Below are 18,007 nucleotides of genomic sequence, written 5' to 3'. Positions count from 1 at the left end.
GCCGCGATTGGAGTAACGCGCACCTGCTTTCGCTCAGAAATGGTTAAGTCATCATTAATTGTAGATATCGCAAAGGTAGTGTTTCAGCAATGTGCAGCATGAAATCTTGACTATTGCTTCCTCGGGGCGACTTGCCCTTGCCGCCGTCATGTTTGCGGCCGGACTTGCCGGGCCTGCTTTCGGGCAGGCGGGATCGCGCATCGAATCCCTGTCGGCGATGCGCGACCTGGATGCGCGCGTCGCCACGGTCGGGCATCGGCTCGCGGTGGCCGGGGTCGATCTGTGCGCGACGACGGCATGGCTGCCCGGGATCGCGCTTCACGACCTGTCGCAATATGGCGCCGATTTTCGCGACGCCGCGATTCGCGCCTTCGGCATCGATGCCGGCCCCGGCGTGCTCGCGCTGGCCGAAGGCGGCCCGGCGGAACAAGCGGGCGTGCGCCGCGACGACATCATTCTCGATCTCGACGGCACCGCCCTGCCGGCCGGCCGGCCGGATGAGCCGCGCACGTTCGAGCGGATGGAAGCGCTTCTGGAAGCGCTCGAGGCGGCCTTTGCCGATCGTGTCGCCGTCATCGGCCTGCGGCGCGGGGGCGGGAGGCTGGAGGTCGAGGTCCGCGGCGCGCGCGGGTGCGCGTCGCGGTTCCAGCTCATCCCGTCGCGCCGGCTCAACGCGCTGGCCGACGGGCGCTATGTCCAGGTGACGAGTGCGATCGGGGCCTATGTCGGATCGGACGACGAGCTCGCCGCCGTGCTCGCCCACGAGCTCGCGCACAACATCCTGCGCCATCGCGCCCGTCTGGACGCGGCCGGCATCCAGCGAGGAGTGCTTCGCCAATTCGGGCGCAATGCCCGGCTGACCCGCGAGACCGAGCAGGAGGCCGACCGGTTCGCCGTCTATCTGCTCGATCGCGCGGGATACGATCTCGGCGCCGCCCTTGCCTTCTGGGAGCGCTTCGGGCGGCGCGGGCTCAATTTCCTGGGCAGCCCGACGCACGGCAGCTGGCGCACCCGGGTGGCGCTGATCCGCCGCGAAGTCGAAGCCGTGCGCCGCGCCCGCGCGCTTGGCGAAATTCCTGCGCCTCCCATCGCCGCGCCGGCCGGCGAAGATTCAGGTCGATAGGAACCAGCGCTCCGCGCCCTCCAGGGCGATCGCGGTCAGCTTGCCGCTTTCATAGGCGCCGGTATCGATGCCGATCCGGTTGGAGCGCAGGTCCACATCCTTCGTGATGCTGTGGCCATGCACGACCAGCTTGCCGAAGCTGTCGCGGTGGAGAAGGAAATCGTCGCGGATCCAGCGCAGGTCGCTGCCGCGCTGTTCGGCGAGATCGACGCCGGGACGCACGCCCGCGTGGACGAACAGATAATCGCCCATCTCGATCCATTCCTCGAACGCGGACAGGAAGGCGACATGCTCCGACGGCACCCGCGCCCTGAGCGCCGCCGCAAGGCCGTCATAATCGAGGCTCCGATATTCGGCCTCGTCGATGCCATAGCTCAGGATCGTCGCGCGGCCGCCGATCCGGATGAGGAATTTGAGCGCCTTAAGGTCGCCGCCGACCGCGCGCAGGAACACTTCCTCGTGATTGCCCATCAGGAAGCGGGTGGGAGCCGGGCCCTTGCTGTAGGCGATCAGCCGCTCGACCACGCCGCGCGAATCGGGGCCGCGATCGACAAGGTCCCCGAGGAAGATGACAAGCGTGTCCGCCGGTCCGCGCGAGGCATTGTCCGACTCGATCTCCGCGAGCAGAGCGTCGAGCAGGTCGAGCCGGCCGTGAATATCGCCCACCGCATAGACGCGCCGCCCGTCCGGGATGCTGCCCCCGGCGGACGGACGTTTCCTGACGAGATCGAGGAGGCGTTGGACGGGCATGGCTGGAACGTCGCGGAACAATCGCTGCAAGGCTTGAGGAAGGCCGCCAGATAGGCGCGCCGGGCGCCCCGTTCAATCGCTCCGATGCGCTGACCCGAGGCGGGCGCCCTTGTGCCGCCTTGGTTGGCCGACTATCAGACACCGTCAATGTCCATGAATCGACAGGGACCTGGAATTGCAGGATGAATGGGTCTGGGCGGTGGCGCTATGCGCGCTGCCCTTCGTGGTCTTCGGCGCGATCGAACTTGTCGCGATATTGCGCCGCCGCCGCCTGAAAGCGATCGCGCGACGCTCAAAGGGGCCTGCCGCCGCCGCCGGGCGCGCGGCGAAGGGTGTCATTGGCCGGGGATGACCCGGCTTTCCGGCAGATGAAGGAAATGGCCGGCTTCCTGACGATCGCGCGGCCTGCCCGCAGCGCCTTGTGGATGCTGGTGCTGCTGATGATCGGCGCACCCGCCCAGGCGGCCGTCGAGATCGCCTTCTATTCGCGTGAGCTCGGCGGCAACAATTTCCCCCATGCCTTCGTCAGCCTGCGTGGCACGATCGATTCGACCGGCGAAGAGATCGATACCAGCTACGGCTTCACCGCCAAGGCGATCACGCCGGCGATATTGTGGGGCTCGGTCGCCGGCGAGGTGGTCGTCGAAGGGCCGCGTCAGATCGCGCGCAGCGATCGGCAGTTCGCGCTGACGCTGAACGATGCGCAATATCATGCGGTGATGGCGGTGGTGGCGGAATGGCGCGATCGCGCCCAGCCGTCGTACAATCTCAACCGGCGCAACTGCGTCCATTTCGTCGCGCGGATCGCCGAGACGGTCGGGCTGCGCGTCGAATATGTCGATCGCCTGATGAAACGGCCTCGCTCCTTCCTTCTGCACGTGCGCGACCTCAATCCCCAGTTTGCGTCGCAGGAAGATTCCGCAACGCCTCCGTAACATTCGATTATTCGGGGTTTGGCCCCCCGATATGATCTGCTATGCCAGCCGCTTCTCATAGAGATCCAGTGTACCAATGAGGGGGGTGTGCATATGGTCTTGTCGGCGGAAGATGACCGTGTGGACGATGCCGTCCCGCGCCGGCATTTTCATGGGCATCCGCTCCGTGTGATCCGTGCCGTCCTGGTGTCGGGCTGCGCCGCGATGCTGGCGACGGCCGTTCAGGCCCAGGTCGCGCCTGTGCCGCCGACGCGCGAGGAGGTGGAGCGCCCTGTTCCCGATTCCGCCCCGCCGCCCCGCGCCCGGCTGACCATCGACGAGGGCGTGCCCCGGGCGCCCTGCGCACTCGACCGGCCGGAATATGCGAATATCCGCTTCACCCTGAACGACGCCGTCTTCGACGATCTGCGCGGGCTGTCACAGCAGGATCTGCGGCCGGCCTTCCTTCCCTTTGTCGGGCGTGAACATTCCGTTTCGGTCGTTTGCGAGATCCGCGATCGCGCGGCGGCGATCCTGCGCGAGGCCGGCTATGTCGCGGTGGTGGAGGTGCCCGAGCAGCGCATCGCCGACGGCAATGTGCGCTTCCGGGTCCTGCAGGCGCGCCTCGTCGGCCTGCGGGTGCGCGGCGATGCCGGACGCGCGGAGCGGACGATCGCGGCCTATCTGGATCGCCTGACCGAGGACGAGGTGTTCAACCGCTTCCGGGCGGAGCGCTATCTGCTCCTCGCCGGTGACCTGCCGGGCTACAATGTCCGGCTTGCCCTGCGCTCCGCTGGCACCGCGCGCGGCGAGGTGATCGGCGAAGTCACGGTGCTGCGAACCACCGCGCTCGCCGATCTCAGCATCCAGAATTACGGATCGAAGCAGCTCGGCCGCTGGGGCGGCCTGGCGCGCGCGCAATTCTTCGGTCTGACCGGCATGGGCGACAGGACCACCCTGTCCTTCTTCTCCACCGCCGATTTCGAGGAACAGCGCACGCTCCAGCTCGCGCACGATTTCCGGATCGGGGGCGAGGGCCTGGCGATCGGCGGCCAGTTCACCTACGCTTGGGGGCGGCCCGATATCGGTGATCCCAATGTCGATATCCGCGCGCGCACCCTGCTCGCGACCCTGCAGGCGAGCTACCCTTTCGTCCGCCGGATCGATCGGACGCTGCGCGGCGGGATCGGGCTCGATGTCATCAACCAGGACGTCGAATTCAACGGACTGGATCTCAACCGGGATCGGTTGCGCGTCGCCTTCGCGCGGCTCGATTTCGACGCGGTCGGAATCGATCCCGGCAATCTGCGCTACACGGCGGTGGAGCCGCGCTGGCGGTTCGGCGGCAATGTCGAAATCCGCCAGGGGCTGGATCTTTTCGGTGCGTCCGATCCGTGCGGTCCGGGCTTCGTCAACTGCCTGGCGCCGGGAATCGTCCCGCCCAGCCGCTTCGAAGGCGATCCGACCGCGACGGTGATCCGCGGCGGCGTTTATGGCGAATATCGTCCGATACCGGAAATCACCATGTCGCTGGGCGCGCGCGCCCAATATAGCGGCGATCCGCTGCTCGCCTTCGAGGAGATTTCGGGCGGCAATTATACATTCGGCCGTGGCTACGATCCGGGCACGATCCTGGGCGACAGCGGCATCGGCTTCCAGGCCGAGCTGCGCTACGGCAGCGCCTACCCCCGTTCGCGCGACGCCTGGGCATTTCAGCCGTTCGTCTTCTTCGATCATGGCTGGGCCTGGAACGAGGATATCGTGGCGCCCGTCCCGCGTCAGGAATTGAGCTCGGCCGGCGGCGGCGTCCGGGCCGCTTATGGCGACAAGTTCCGCATCGAAGCCACGCTCGCAGTGCCGCTGCAACGCGCTGGTCTGCAGGTCGAGCGCGGCGATCCCCGCTTCCTGATCACGTTCACCACCCGTTTGTGGCCATGGAGTTTCTGATGATGGCTCGCTTCCTTCATCCCGTTCCCTGTCGTGCCGCCACCCGCCGCGACGCCTGGCGCCGGCACCTGCTCGTCGGCTGCGCGACGGCCTCGACCCTGGCGCTGGCCGCGCATGGCGACAAAGCCTCGGCCCAAGCGTTCCAGCTCAACGACGCCAATCCGTCCGTCCAGGCGGGAAGCGTCGACTTTTCGCGCAACACGACACCCACGCCGGGGGCGGAAACGATCACGGTCAACTCGTCCACCGCGATCATCAACTGGAACAGGGCGGAAACCGATTTCCTGCCCACCGGCAGCGTGGCGACGTTCCAGAACGGCTCCGGAGTCACCAATTTCGCGGTGCTGAACCGCATCTTCTCGCTCGACGGCGGTCCGGTGCGCTTCGACGGCACGGTCCTGAGCCGGATCGACGGCAATCCTGGCGGCACTGTGATCTTCCAGAATACGGGCGGCATCATCGTCGGATCGACGGCTGTGTTCGATGTCGGCAATCTGGTGCTGACGACGCTCAATGTGTTCGACGAGACCGGCTATGGCGATTTCATCAATTCCGGCGGCGGCCTCGACATGGGCTCGTTCACCAGCGCGGGGGTCGTCACCGAGCCCGGCGCGCAGATCCGGGCGACCGCGGAAGGCAGCTACGTGGTCCTTGCCGGATCGTTCGTCGATCATGGCGGCAGCACCTATGTGAACGGCACCGCGGCCTATATCGGCGCGCAGGACGTTTCCTACACGATCAACGATGGTTTGTTCGACATCGTCGTCAACCTCGGCAGCTTCAACGAGACGCCGATCATCCATACCGGGACGACCGGCGGGCCGGCCAGCACGGGCGCAGGCGACCCGCACCGGATTTTCATGGTCACAGCGCCGCTCGACAGTTTTGCCGTGGCGAACATGCTGGTTTCGGGATCTGTCGGCTTCGACGAGGCGGTCTCGGCGAGCATCGAGAATGGCCAGATCGTCCTGTCCGCCGGCTTCAACATCGAGAACGGCCAGCTCGGCAGCGAAGCCAAATATGCCGAATCGAACATCTACATCACGGGCGGCAGCTTCACATCGGACGTGTTCGCGCGGGCGACGCGCAACGTGATCGCGACCAGCGAGGACGGTCCCCTGTCCTTCACCGGCGATTATACCGCCGAGGCCTTTGAACGGGCACAGCTCGGCGCGGTGAACGGCACGGTCACGGTTGGCGGCAATGTCAGCCTCACCGCTTATGGCGCACTGGAATTCGAAAGCGGCTACGGCGTCGGCGCCGGTGTCGGGCAGGGCGAATTCGCCCCGCTCGGCGTCGACGTGACCGGTGGCATCGCCGAGATCACGGCAGAAAACGGCGAATCGGTCACGATCGCCGGCAACGCCTCGCTCGATGCGTCCGCGGTCGGCGAGTTCGAGAACGACGACGATTTCGAGGCCGGGGATGGCTTCGGCGGCATCGTCCGGGTCGTGACGACCGGGAACGGGGCCATCGCGATCGGCGGCGATCTGACGATGACGGCGACCGGCGAAGGCGCGGTCACCGATTATGTACCCGATCTCGGCGGCAACGGCTTCGGCGGCGACGCGATCGTCTCCGCCCAGACGGGCAGCATTACCGTCGACGGCGGTCTGTTCGTCGATGTCAGCGGCACCGGCAGCCGGTCGAACGGGCTGGAAACCGGCCAGGGCGCGGGCGGGTCGGGCGGCACCGTGTCGATCAACGCATTCTCCGGTTCCGTTTCGTTCGCGGGCGCCGGCCAGATCGTCGCGCGCGGCACCGGCGGCGCGATCGAGGAGCCGGACGGAAGCGCCGTCGCGGGCGCTGGCTTCGGCGGCGATCTGTTCATCAGCGCCTTCAGCGGGAACGTCGCGCTCGGCTCGTCGATGGCGGTGGATCTTTCGGGCCAGGGCGGCGCGGGGCCGACGGGTGGCGAAGGGGTGGGCGGTTTCATGTCCGCCGGTGCCGGCGCCGGCCAGATCGACCTCGGCGCGATCAGCGTCGATCTGGGCGGCTTCGGCGGCAATAGTGAGGACGGCACGGTCGGCGGCACGGGGACGGGCGGCTCGATCGACCTGATCGCTTTCAGCTCGCCGGGCTCGATCCTGACGGCTGATTCCGTGGCCATCACCGCGTTCGGCGAGGGCGGCGACGGCGCCGTTGGCGGCGAGGGCCAGGGCGGCTCCATCTACATCGTCGCCCAGGAGGGCGGCGGTGCGATCGAGTTCGGTGATGTCGCTGCCAGCGCCAACGGGCTCGGCGGCACCGGCACGAACGCCGGCGGCGCGGGGTTCGGCGGTGATATTCGCGCCGGAACGCAAGAGTCGGGGTACGGCTCGAGCGCACCCGCCAGCGCAACGTTCGGGGATACCGTGTTCGCCGCGTCCGGAGCGGGCGGCGCCGGCGGCGTTTCCGGCGGGGACGGCACCGGTGGCTTCATCGAAATTTCCGCGCGCGGCGGGCAAGTGGGCTTCGGCGATCTCTTCGCCGGGGTGAGCGGCGTTGGCGGCACGGGCGGGACAGGTACGGGGGGCGCGGGCACGGGCGGCGCCGCGACTGTCTATGTGTCCATTGGCGGCGAATTGAGCTTCGACGATGCCGTCATTCTCAGCGACGGGCTTGGCGGCAACGGCGCGACCGGCGGTGCCGGCACCGGCGGGATACAGGTCAATTCGCCGGTCGTGGCGCCTTCGGGCGGATCGTTCCTTTCCTCGTTCGGCGGCACCGTGACCGGCAATTCCGCGACCCTGAAATCACGGGGCACGGGCGGCGCGGGCGCATCCGGCCCTGGCGGCAACGGCCAGGGCGGTTCGGTCGCCATCTCCGCCTTCAACGGTCCGGAAGACAGCCTGATCGAGCTGGCGTCGGCCAGTCTCGACAATTCCGCCGTCGGGGGTGCCGGCGGCACCTCTGCGAGCGGCACCGGCGCCGCTGGCGGCAATGCTGCCGCCGGCGACCTGATCGTCGCAGAAGCGAACAGCCTGAACGGCACGTTGCGCGTGGCGTCGCTCACCATGACCTCGACCGCGGTCGGCGGCGCCGGCGGCGCCGGCACGACCGGCGTCGGCGGACGCGGCGGCGACGCCTTCGGCGGCTTCGTTCAGGCCGGGGGCACCAGCGGCAATGGCAGCGGCGACACGAACGGCGTGGTCGAATTCGGCACGGTAACCGCCGATGCCTCGGCGGTCGGCGGCGCCGGGGGTGCCAATGGCGGCGCGGGCGGCGACGGCCAGGGCGGCTCGGCCACCCTGCTCTCGCGCGGCGGCACGCTTACGGCCACCAGTGTGGACTTCGTTGCCAACGGCACGGGCGGATCCAGCGATACCGGCGCGGGCGGCAACGGTTCCGGCGGTCGTGTCGCGGCCTTGCTGACGACGCGCTTCCAGACGACGATCGGCTCGACCAACACGATCGGCGCGTTCAGCGGCGTCGCCGGCGGCACCGGCGGCGCGGGTGCGACGTTTGGCCAGAGCCGTTACGGCACCGGTTTCATCGACGTGCTCGGCAGCACCGCGACCTTCGGAAGCGCCAGCCTGACGACGTTCGGGCCGGGGGCACCCTCAATTCCGGAACTCGCGGCGCCGGTCTATATCCGCGCCCAGGACGGCACGCTGACCTTCACCGGATCGCTGGACGTGGATTCGGTCGCGGCGGTCAACATCGAGCCGGAAGCCGGCACGATCGCGCTCCAGGGCAGCGCCGATATCGTTTCACAGACCGGCATCTCGATCGCGGCGACAGATTCGGGCCGGCTCAGCGGCGGCGCCTGGAATCTGGACACGCCCGGCGCCGTCGTCATCACGCACAGCAACCGGCCGGGCAGTGCGCCCACCGTGGATGTCGCTTCGCTGACCGTCTTCGGCAGCGATTTCACGGCGTCGAGCGGAACGCTGACCCGCGCCAGCCAGACGATCGGCGTCAACGTCGCCAATCTCGCGACGATCGCCGGCACGGTCGTGTCGCCGGACATTTTCATCGCGTCGCGCGACATCGACATTCCCGGCACCGGCTTCCTGGGCGATTCCACCACCACGGGGATCACGCTCAGCGTCGCTCCGCAGAGCGCGCAGACGGTGATCGGCGGGAGTGCGACCGGCCCCGGCTATACGCTGACCCAGGCCGAGCTGGGCCGGATCCGCACCGCTTCGCTGCAGATCGACGCGTCGCCCACCGGCAGCGCGCCGAGCCGTCCGGCCGATCTCGTCGTCCGCGATCTGACCTTGAGCGCGACGCCGACCCAGACGGGCGCCGCGGTCAACCGGCTGCAGATTTCGGTCACGGCGGGCGAGGGCGCCGGCGGCATCGTCCAGGTGGAAGGCGCGCTGCGGATCGAGAATGGTTCGGCCACGTCCGGCATCGACATCGTCGCCGGCGAGCGTGTCCAGATCATCAACCCCGCGGGCAGCATCCGCGTGCTGAACAGCGCCGGCCTTCCGACCGGATCGCTCGGCATCCAATCGGCCAATATCTGGTCGGCGAGCCAGTCGATCATCGATCGGCTTATCGAGGACCCGAATTTCGAGGGCCGCAACGACGCGCTGCTCGCCAATGACGGCGAAGTCCAGGAGCGCGGCTATATCGAGGCGGGGGACATTCTCTTCCGCGTCGGCAGCACGCTCTTCGTGCAGAACAGCGGCACGGCGGACCAGTTCGCGGGCATCACCGTCACCCAGAACACGCTGACCGTCCAGCCGAGTTCGTCCGGTCCGATCGACGTCTATGCGTTCGGCCGGCGGATCAATGCCGATGGCACGTTCGTGATCAACACGCCCTATTTCCGCGAGGTCGCGTTCGGCGCGTCGTCCGGCTATCTCGCCGATGCCCAGTTCAACACCTGCTTCATCGCGACCGGCAGCTGCGGCGGCGACCCGGAGCAGCCGGTCCCGGGCGGCCCGGAAATCATCGAAGGCCCGATCGACGAGGTCGAGGAAAGCGTGCCGCCGCCGAACCCCGACCGGCAGCAGTTCGTCGATGTCAGCTTCGCGTCCGAATCCCTGCTCGAGGAGCCGGTGACGAGCGGCGGCGACAGCGGCGTGTGGGACAGCGAGGATGAGGTGTGCACGCCCGAAGAGCCGTGCGAGCCGGCGGGCGATGGAGGATATTGAGATGATCAGGCGTACCCTCGGCCTCATCGGTGCGGCGGCGGCCACGGCGATGGTCGCCGGCCCGGCGTCCGCGCAGTCGATCAGCCTTCAGGACAGCTTCCGGATCGGCTCCGGCAGCAGTCTGCTGTGCAGTGCCCAGACGACGATCACCGATCGCGTGTTCCAGGACATGTTCGACCGCGGTTATTCGATCACCTGTCGCGATGCGACCGTGCCAGTGGGATCGATCTATGCGCTGCGCGCCCGCGCCGGCGATCCGGTCGCGCGGCTGGCGGCGGCCCGGGCAGGCCGCGCGACCTGCGCGGCGGGCGCGCCGACCGCGATCGAAGGGGTGGGGTCCGTCCAGACCTTGTCGTGCCGGCTGACCGATGCCGACGTCGCCTACAATGTCTATCTCGTCCCCTCCGGCAACATCCTCTACGCGGCCGAGGGGCTGGCCGGCTATGACAGCGTGTTGCGGCTGGGTCTGAGGAGCGTGATCGCCAATCGCGTCGTCGCGGGCGAGGTCGATGTCGCCACGACCGGTGCCGGCGATCCCATCGCCTTCGCGCGCGTCCAGGCCGCGAGCCTCGATCCGCAGCGCGCGCTCGATGAAGCCTATCGCCGCAACAATGCCGGCAATTACGCCGAATCCGCCGAATTCTTCTCCGCGATCACCGATCGGCGGGAAGATCCCGCCGACCGGGCCGAAGCGCTCGCCAACGAAGCGCTGCAAAAGTCCAATCTGGGTCGCTATCCCGAAGCGGACACCCTGTTCGCGCGCGCGGCCGTGCTGGCCGGCGGCGATCCGGTGAACGAACGGCGCTTGCGCAATTATCGGGCCATGCACCTGCTCAACCAGGGCCGTTCGGCCGACGCGCTGGTGGAGCTGGATCGTGTGCTGGCCGGCCCGCCGCCGAGCGATGCGGTGCGCGCGCTCCAGCTCGATCGTGCGACCGCCGCGCGGCTCACCGCGGAATCGCCGGGCGCGCGGCGCCTTGGCGGCCTCGAGGGCCTGACGCCGGAAGACAAGGTCCAGATACTCGATGGCCAGGCGCTGCAATTGCGGGGCACGGTGCTGCGGCTGCAGGGGCGGGCGGACGAAGCCGCGCTCACCTACCAGCGCGCGCTCGACAGCCTGGTCGCGATCCGCGGCGGGCGAATCGCGGCGACGGTGTGGATGCGCGCCCAGATCCTCGGCGATCTCGCCCGGATCGCGGAATCGCAGGGCAATCTGGGCGGCGCGGAGGGCCAGCATCGCGCGGCGATCGGCCTGCTCACCGGCGACTATCCGGATTCCTCGGCGCTGTTCAGCGCGAAGGGGCGTCTCGCCGCCTTCTACGCGCGCACCGGCCGTACCGACGAGGCGGCGTCCATCTATCGCGAGATCGTCGCGGCGATCGCGGAGAACGGCGACAGCTCGGCGACGCTGCGGCGCATCCTCAACCCATATTTCGCTCTGCTTTCCGGGCGAAGCGACGCGGCCGCCGATTTCTTCGCCGCGAGCCAGGTGCTGGTGCGGCCCGGCGTGGCGCAGACGCAGGCGGTGCTGGCGCGCGAGCTTTCGGGTGGCAGCGACGAGGCGTCGCGGCTGTTCCGCCAGTCCGTCAATCTCACCCGCGATATCGAGCGCGCGCGCGTCGATCTGGCGCGGCTGGAGGGCAACACCAATCCCTCCACCGCCGAGCTGCAACATATCGGCGAGCTGCGCTCCAACATCGCGCGGCTTCAGCAGGATCAGGTCGCCACCCAGGCGCGGCTGGCCGATTTCCCACGCTACCGGGCGGTGTCGTCGAGCGCGATCACGCTGGCCGATCTGCAGGCCCTGCTGCGGCCCGGCGAGGCCTATTACAAGATGCTCGTCGTCGGCGACCAGATCTATGCGATCTTCGCGACGGCGAGCGCGGCGCGCACCTTCCGCATCGCCGCCCGTCCGGCCGAACTGGAGCGGCAGGTCGATGCGTTGCGCCGGACGATCAGCGTTGTCGAAGGCGGACAGCAGATTACCTATCCGTTCGATGTCGCCCTCGCGCATCAGCTTTACACCGAGCTGTTCGCGCCGGTCGCCGGCGAGATGGCCGCAGTCACCCACCTGATCTTCGAGCCCGACGGCGCGATGCTCAGGCTGCCGCCCAACCTGCTCGTCATGGATCGCGCCGGGGTCGATGCCTATCTCGCCCGCGCCGCCGATCCCGACGATGACGGCTTCGATTTCCGCGGCGTCGCCTGGCTCGGGCGGGACCGCGACATCAGCACCGCGGTTTCGGCCCGCGCCTTCCGCGACGTGCGCGCCGCGCCGCCGTCGCGGGCCACCGCCGAATATCTCGGCTTCGGCCAGAATGCGACGACGCAGGGCTTTCTCCAGCAGGGCGCGGGGACGCGCAGCATTGGCGAATGCGACTGGTCGCTCGCCGCCTGGAACCGGCCGATTTCGGCGAGCGAGCTCTATACCGCGCAGCGCGCGATCGGCGGATCGACCGATATCGTCACCGGCGAAGCCTTCACCGACACGGCGATCAAGCAGCGCGAGAATCTCGATCAATACCGCATCCTGCATTTCGCGACGCACGGGCTGGTCGCGCCGCCGCGGCCGGAATGTCCCACTCAGCCGGCGCTGATGACCAGCTTCGGCGAGGCGGGATCGGACGGGCTGCTCACCTTCGCCGAGATTTTCGATCTCCGGCTCGATGCCGATCTCGTCATCCTCTCGGCCTGCGACACGGCGGCGCGGGCGGGCGAGGCGGCGAGCGCCGCGGCCGGCCTCACCACCGGCGGCGATTTCGCGCTGGACGGCCTGGTGCGCGCCTTCATCGGCGCCGGCGGCCGGATCATCGTGGCGAGCCACTGGCCGGTGCCCGACGATTTCGATGCCACCGAACGGCTGATCTCCGGCCTGTTCACCGCCCCGCGCGGCACCGGGACGGCGTCGGCGCTGCGGACCGCGCAACGCGCCTTGATGGACGATGCCGCGACCTCGCATCCGTATTACTGGTCGGGCTTCGCGGTCGTCGGCGACGGTACGGCCCCGGTCATCCGCCCGGTCGCGGAGCGGATCGCGCTGGCGCGCTGAGGCGCTGCCCTATCGGGTGCCGAGCGTACTTTGCGTCAGCAGATCGTCGGTGACGGTCATGGTGAAGACGGGCGCGTTGCCGGGCGGCGTTTCGGCGACGGCATCGACGAACATCGCCCGCGCCTCGGCATCGTCATAGACCATCTTCGCGTCGAACGCCTTCCGCCAGGTCGCCTCGTCGGGCCATTCGGCATAACCGACGAAGCGCTCGTCGCGATCCCGGTGCAGGCGTGAACCATAGCTGCCGTAGATGCGGGTGATCGCTTCCGTCCCGCGCCGCCAGACTTCGCGGAACTGCGCCTCCTTGCCCGGATGGACCCGCCACCAATAGACCGCGACGAACATGGCCTCCTCCTTGTCTTGCCCGGCCGATCCGCGCAGGGTCTTGTACATGAACGCCCCCGCCCTCTCCCATATCCGGCGGCTCGAAGCCGAGAGCATCCATATCATCCGCGAGGCGGCGGCGGAGGCACGGCGCCCGGTGATGCTCTATTCGATCGGCAAGGATTCGGGGGTGATGCTCCACCTCGCCCGCAAGGCCTTCTTTCCCGCGCCGCCGCCTTTCCCGCTGCTCCATGTCGATACGACCTGGAAGTTCCGCGACATGTATAAGCTGCGCGACCGGGTCGCGGCGGAAAACGGCATGGAGCTGATCGTCTGGCGCAATCCGGAGGCCGAGCGCGGTGGCATCAATCCCTTCGATCACGGGCCGCTCCACACCGAGATGTGGAAGACGCAGGGCCTGAAACAGGCGCTCGACCGCCATGGCTTCGATCTCGCCTTTGGCGGCGCGCGGCGCGACGAGGAGGCGAGCCGCGCCAAGGAGCGTATCTTCAGCTTCCGCGCCGCCGGTCATCGCTGGGATCCGCGCCGGCAGCGGCCCGAGCTCTGGAGCCTCTACAATTGCCGTCACTCAAATGGCGAAAGCCTGCGTGTCTTCCCGCTCTCCAACTGGACCGAGCGCGACGTCTGGTACTATATCCTGGCCGAGGACATTCCGATCGTCCCGCTCTATCTCGCCGCGCCGCGCCCGACGGTCGAGCGCGACGGCCTCATCCTGATGGTCGACGATGATCGCCTGCCGCTGCATCCCGGCGAGGTCCCGGTCACGCGCAGCATCCGCTTCCGCACCCTGGGCTGCTATCCGCTGAGCGGCGCCATCGAGAGCGAGGCGGCGACATTGGAGGCGCTCATCGCGGAGCTCGAGGCTTCGACCCTGTCCGAGCGTCAGGGCCGCGCGATCGACCGCGAGGAGGGCGCCGGCATGGAGCGCAAGAAGCGCGCGGGCTATTTCTAGGTCTCGTCCGGCCCGCCTTCGAAGAGCACGCGGTTCCGGCCCGCATCCTTGGCCTGGTAGAGCAGGGCGTCAGCGCGGGCGAGCGGCACGTCCGCCGATGCCGACGTTCCGCAGGCGACCCCCGCCGAAAAGGAGATCTGGCCGAGCGGCGCGTCGGTTTCGCGGACCTTGAGGCGCTTGGCAGCAAGCTGCTCGCGTGCTTCGTCGAGGATGGCCGCGCCCTCGGCCGCGTTCAGTCCGTCGAACACGGCGACGAACTCCTCGCCGCCCAGCCGGGCGACGAAATGGCCGCTGCAACATTCGTTCAGCAGGTCGGCAACCATCTTGAGCACGCGATCGCCGACGCCGTGGCCATAAGTGTCGTTGACGCGCTTGAAATGGTCGATGTCGCAAATGGCGAGGCTGATCAGGCCGCCCGCTTGCTCCAGCCCGGCATGATGTTCCTCGAAGGCGCGACGGTTGGGCAAGCCGGTCAGCGGGTCGCGGCGTGCCTCCTGCCCGGCTTCGGCGAGCTTGACGCGCAGCGTCTGCGCTTCGTCGCGCGCGGCGGTGAGCTGTTGCTCGGCCGCCTGGGTGCGTTCGATCATCGTGCGGGTGATCGCGATCAGGGTTTCGGCCGATCCGCCGGACTGTTCCAGCTCGGCGGCGCCTTGGGCCAGGTCGCGGCCGTAGGTCTGGGCCTGCGCACGCGTGCTTTCGACGATCTCGGCGAAAGCCTCGATCTGCCGTTTCGCCGCGCCGAGCACCGCCGGATCGACGCCGGAAGACCGCCCGCCGCCCGGCACGGCATGCGCGGTCATGATTCCGTCGGCCTCGCACTGGGTGAGGCGGACGCCGTCGGCGGTCGCCGCCTTCACCGCCCGCGCGGCCGGCGCGTCCTCGTCGGCGAAGAGCTGATGGGCGAGCGCATAATTGCCGGGGCTCGGCGGCAGGCCATGCTCGGCCAGAAACGCGCCGATCCGCTGGTAAAGGGCGTCGTCATCGCTCTGTAGCCGGGTCATTTTCATCGTTCCTGCCTAGGGAAGGATGGTTAATTTTACCTAAGGCTGGCGCCGCGCCGCGGCCGCCGACGCGGCCGGTGCGGTGGCCTCGGCCAGATTGGTCGTCGGACGGCGCACGGCGCTGCCGCGCCAGGCCAGGGTGATCGAGATGCGCCGGTTGCGCGGGTCGTAGCGGTCCTGCGGCACGAAGGGATCGCGATCGGCGACGCCCTCGATCCGCGCGATCCGCTCGATCGAGACGCCCGAGCCCTGCAGCGTCGCGCGGGTCGTCTCGGCCCGGCCGGTCGAAAGCCGCCAGTTGTTCATCGTCTGGCCCGCCGAATAAGGCAGCGAGTCGGTGTGACCGCGCACGACGACCGCGTTGGGCACGCCGGCGATCACCTGCGCGACCTCCTGGACCAGCCGTTGCGCCTCGGGCAGCAACTGGTCGGTGCCGACCCGGAACATCGAATAATCGGCCTCGTCCATCAGGTCGATGCGCAGCCCCTCCTCGTTCTGGGTGAAGCTGACATGGCTGCGCAGCCGCCGCAGCTCCGGCGTCTGGTCGATCCGGCGCAGCAATTCGTCGCGCAGCCGGCCGAACTGCTCGCGGTCCTCCGCGGTCGGCTGGCGCCCTTCCTCGATCCCGCCGGTCACATCGCGCGGGATGACGATCGAGCGCGATCCGGTCTGGGTCGCGCGGTGCGGATAATTGTCGTCGGCGATGATCGAATCGCCGCCCAAAATGCCGTCCGATCCGGCGCTGTCGCGGCGATATTCGATCAGGGTCGGCGTGAAATAGTCGGCCAGCCCGCGCCTCTGGTCCTCGTCGGTCGCGCCGATCAGCCACATCAGCAGGAAGAAGGCCATCATCGCCGTCACGAAATCGGCATAGGCGATCTTCCAGGCGCCGCCATGATGGCCGCCATGGCCGTCGGCGACCACCTTCTTGACGATGATCGGCTGGATGGGGGGCGGCTCGTTGCGCCCGCGCTTGGCGGCCGAGGCCATGGCTCAGCGACCCCGCATCCCGTCGAACACGTCGGCGAAGGCCGGCTGGTTCGAATGGGTGATGCCGGAACGCGCCGCCTCGATCACCAGCGGCAGCGGATGGCCGTGGAGCGAGGCGATGATGATCTGCTTGACGACCTGGTAGATCGCCGAGTCGCCCTCGATCACCTGCTTGGCGCGGTTCGCGAACGGGCCGACGAAGCCGTAGGAGAGCAAGACGCCCAGGAAGGTGCCGACCAGCGCCGATCCGATCAGCGCGCCGAGAATGGCCGGCGGCTGGTCGATCGAGGCCATCGTCTTCACGACGCCGAGCACGGCGGCGACGATGCCGAGCGCGGGAAGGGCGTCGGCCAGCGTCTGCAGCGAGTCCGCGGGCCGGACGGCGTCGTGGTGGTGCGTCTTGATGGCATTGTCCATCACCTCCTCGACCGCGCGGGGATCGAGCGTGCCGGAGGAGACCACGACCAGCCGCAGCGTGTCGCAGATCAGGTGGATCAGCGTGTCATCCTTCAGGAGCTTGGGATATTCGGCGAAGATCGCGCTCGACTTGGGATCCTCGATATGCGGCTCGACTGCCACCGGGCCGTCGGTGCGCAACATCTTCATCAGCTTGGAGACCAGGAAGATGGTGTCGAGATAGTCCTGCTTGGCGTAGGTCGGCCCCTTGAACACCTTGCCCAGGCCGCCCAGCAACGCCTTCAGCTCGCGCATCGAATTGCCGGCGATGGTCGCGCCGACCGCCGCGCCGCCGATGATCGTCATTTCGACCGGCAACGCATGCGCGATGATGCCGATCTGCCCCCCGCTCACGAGGAAGCCGCCGAACACCATCACGATGACAACGATTATGCCGACGGCTGCGAACATTCCGATCCCCGCGTGACTGGCCAGTCGGAAGGCTGAAACCTGGCCTTCCCTAGAGAGTTAACGGCAGGGAGGCGGGGACTTTAGGGTTAACGCGGCGTGCACCGCGTTTAGCGCGCAGGGCGCGTCAGCGCAGGATGTCGAACAGGGTGTTCTGGTTGATGCGGGCGAAGACCGCCTGGGCGGCCTCCAGCGTCAGCTGGCGCGCGTTGAGCCGGGCCAGCGCCTCGATGACATTGGTGTCTTCCAGCCCGCTGCGCTCCTCGGCGAGCTGCAGGCCGCTATTCTCGATCCGCTCCAGCATCTGATCGATGCGGTTGCCGCGCGCGCCATTCTCGCCGCGCAATGTCGCGGCGTGGCGCTGGGCGGCGCTCACATCGTCGAGCGCCTGGTCGATCGCAGCCTGGCGGAGGGTGGGGTCAGGTTCCTCCAGCGCGTCGGCGGCGGCCGCGACGATCGCGGCGATGTCCTGTGCGCCGGAGCCGGTGGCGACGTTTTCGAACACTTCCTCGCGCGTTGCGACTGCGACGATGGTGAAGCCGGGCGCGACCGGAATCTGGAGAGAGCTCGGCGACATGAAGAGATTGTTGCCGCGCGAATCCTTGGCGGTCTTGAGCGCTTCCAGCTCTGCGGCGATCGAACGCAGCTCCAGCGCGATCGTCGCACGGTTTTCGGCGGACATCGAGCCGTTGGCGGCGGCGACCATCAGTTCGCCGGCACGGCCGACGGCAGTCTCGATCGATGCGAGCACCGTGTCGGCGCGCGCGCCGAGCGCGGACGCGAGATCGAGGTTGCGTTTCCAGGCCGCGTCATTGGCCTGCGTCCGGGCGATATCCGACACCCGCGCCGCGCCGACCGGGTCGTCCGAAGCGGCCTGGATGCGCTTGCCGGTGGAAATCTCGACCTGGCCGCGCGCGATATCGCGGGCGAGCGCCATCTGCCGGTTGATTTCCAGCGTCAGCTGATAGCGGGTGCCGCTGATCAT

Annotated in this window: 12 protein-coding genes; 6 read left to right on the top strand and 6 right to left on the bottom strand. The window is 68.3% G+C overall.

Going from position 1 to position 18,007, the window contains the following annotated elements:
• Positions 1-148 precede the first annotated feature (148 nt).
• The gene (locus tag KF780_02030; GenBank protein ID MBX3560566.1) at positions 149-1,123 is read left to right on the top strand and encodes a M48 family metalloprotease; all 975 of its coding nucleotides are present in this window, start codon (positions 149-151) and stop codon (positions 1,121-1,123) included.
• Here the strand turns inward: KF780_02030 and KF780_02025 are convergent.
• A complete protein-coding gene (locus KF780_02025; protein MBX3560565.1) occupies positions 1,112-1,873 on the bottom strand; it encodes a serine/threonine protein phosphatase in 762 nt (253 codons plus the stop codon). The two genes, KF780_02030 and KF780_02025, sit on opposite strands and share 12 nt — an antisense overlap.
• A 425-nt stretch (positions 1,874-2,298) precedes the next feature.
• On the opposite strand from KF780_02025, the gene KF780_02020 reads away from it, so the two are divergent.
• The 4 genes from KF780_02020 to KF780_02005 all read left to right on the top strand — a co-directional run bounded on the left by KF780_02020 (position 2,299) and on the right by KF780_02005 (position 12,870).
• Positions 2,299-2,808 carry a hypothetical protein gene (locus tag KF780_02020; protein MBX3560564.1) on the top strand — a complete coding sequence of 170 codons (510 nt, stop codon included), beginning with the start codon at positions 2,299-2,301 and terminating at the stop codon, positions 2,806-2,808.
• A gap of 93 nt (positions 2,809-2,901) precedes the next feature.
• Entirely contained in the window at positions 2,902-4,734 is a 1,833-nt protein-coding gene (locus KF780_02015; protein MBX3560563.1) for a ShlB/FhaC/HecB family hemolysin secretion/activation protein, read from the top strand.
• A complete protein-coding gene (locus KF780_02010) occupies positions 4,734-9,821 on the top strand; it encodes a hypothetical protein (GenBank protein MBX3560562.1) in 5,088 nt (1,695 codons plus the stop codon). Before KF780_02015 ends, KF780_02010 begins: the two co-directional genes overlap by 1 nt.
• Position 9,822: 1 nt before the next feature.
• Positions 9,823-12,870: a CHAT domain-containing protein gene (locus KF780_02005; protein ID MBX3560561.1), complete on the top strand. Its 3,048-nt coding sequence runs from the start codon at positions 9,823-9,825 to the stop codon at positions 12,868-12,870.
• Between the two features lie 9 nt (positions 12,871-12,879).
• Here the strand turns inward: KF780_02005 and KF780_02000 are convergent, their stop codons facing one another.
• Positions 12,880-13,215, bottom strand: a complete 336-nt coding sequence (locus KF780_02000) for an antibiotic biosynthesis monooxygenase (GenBank protein ID MBX3560560.1) — start codon at positions 13,213-13,215, stop codon at positions 12,880-12,882.
• A 46-nt stretch (positions 13,216-13,261) separates the two neighbouring features.
• Between KF780_02000 and cysD the strand changes: the two genes are divergently transcribed.
• On the top strand, positions 13,262-14,167 hold the full coding sequence (gene cysD, locus KF780_01995; GenBank protein MBX3560559.1) for a sulfate adenylyltransferase subunit CysD: 906 nt from the start codon (positions 13,262-13,264) through the stop codon (positions 14,165-14,167).
• Here cysD and KF780_01990 read toward each other — a convergent pair.
• The 4 genes from KF780_01990 to KF780_01975 form a co-directional block, all read right to left on the bottom strand.
• Positions 14,164-15,168: a GGDEF domain-containing protein gene (locus KF780_01990; GenBank protein ID MBX3560558.1), complete on the bottom strand. Its 1,005-nt coding sequence runs from the start codon at positions 15,166-15,168 to the stop codon at positions 14,164-14,166. The genes cysD and KF780_01990 overlap by 4 nt on opposite strands.
• Positions 15,169-15,207: 39 nt before the next feature.
• The gene (locus KF780_01985) at positions 15,208-16,158 is read right to left on the bottom strand and encodes an OmpA family protein (GenBank protein MBX3560557.1); all 951 of its coding nucleotides are present in this window, start codon (positions 16,156-16,158) and stop codon (positions 15,208-15,210) included.
• 3 nt (positions 16,159-16,161) lie between these two features.
• Positions 16,162-17,025, bottom strand: a complete 864-nt coding sequence (gene motA, locus KF780_01980; protein ID MBX3560556.1) for a flagellar motor stator protein MotA — start codon at positions 17,023-17,025, stop codon at positions 16,162-16,164.
• A gap of 124 nt (positions 17,026-17,149) precedes the next feature.
• The gene (locus KF780_01975) at positions 17,150-18,007 is read right to left on the bottom strand and encodes a flagellin-like protein (protein MBX3560555.1); all 858 of its coding nucleotides are present in this window, start codon (positions 18,005-18,007) and stop codon (positions 17,150-17,152) included.

This window comes from Sphingomonas sp. (assembly GCA_019635535.1).
Classification (GTDB): domain Bacteria; phylum Pseudomonadota; class Alphaproteobacteria; order Sphingomonadales; family Sphingomonadaceae; genus Allosphingosinicella.
This window is presented reverse-complemented; position numbering and strand designations above follow the sequence as displayed.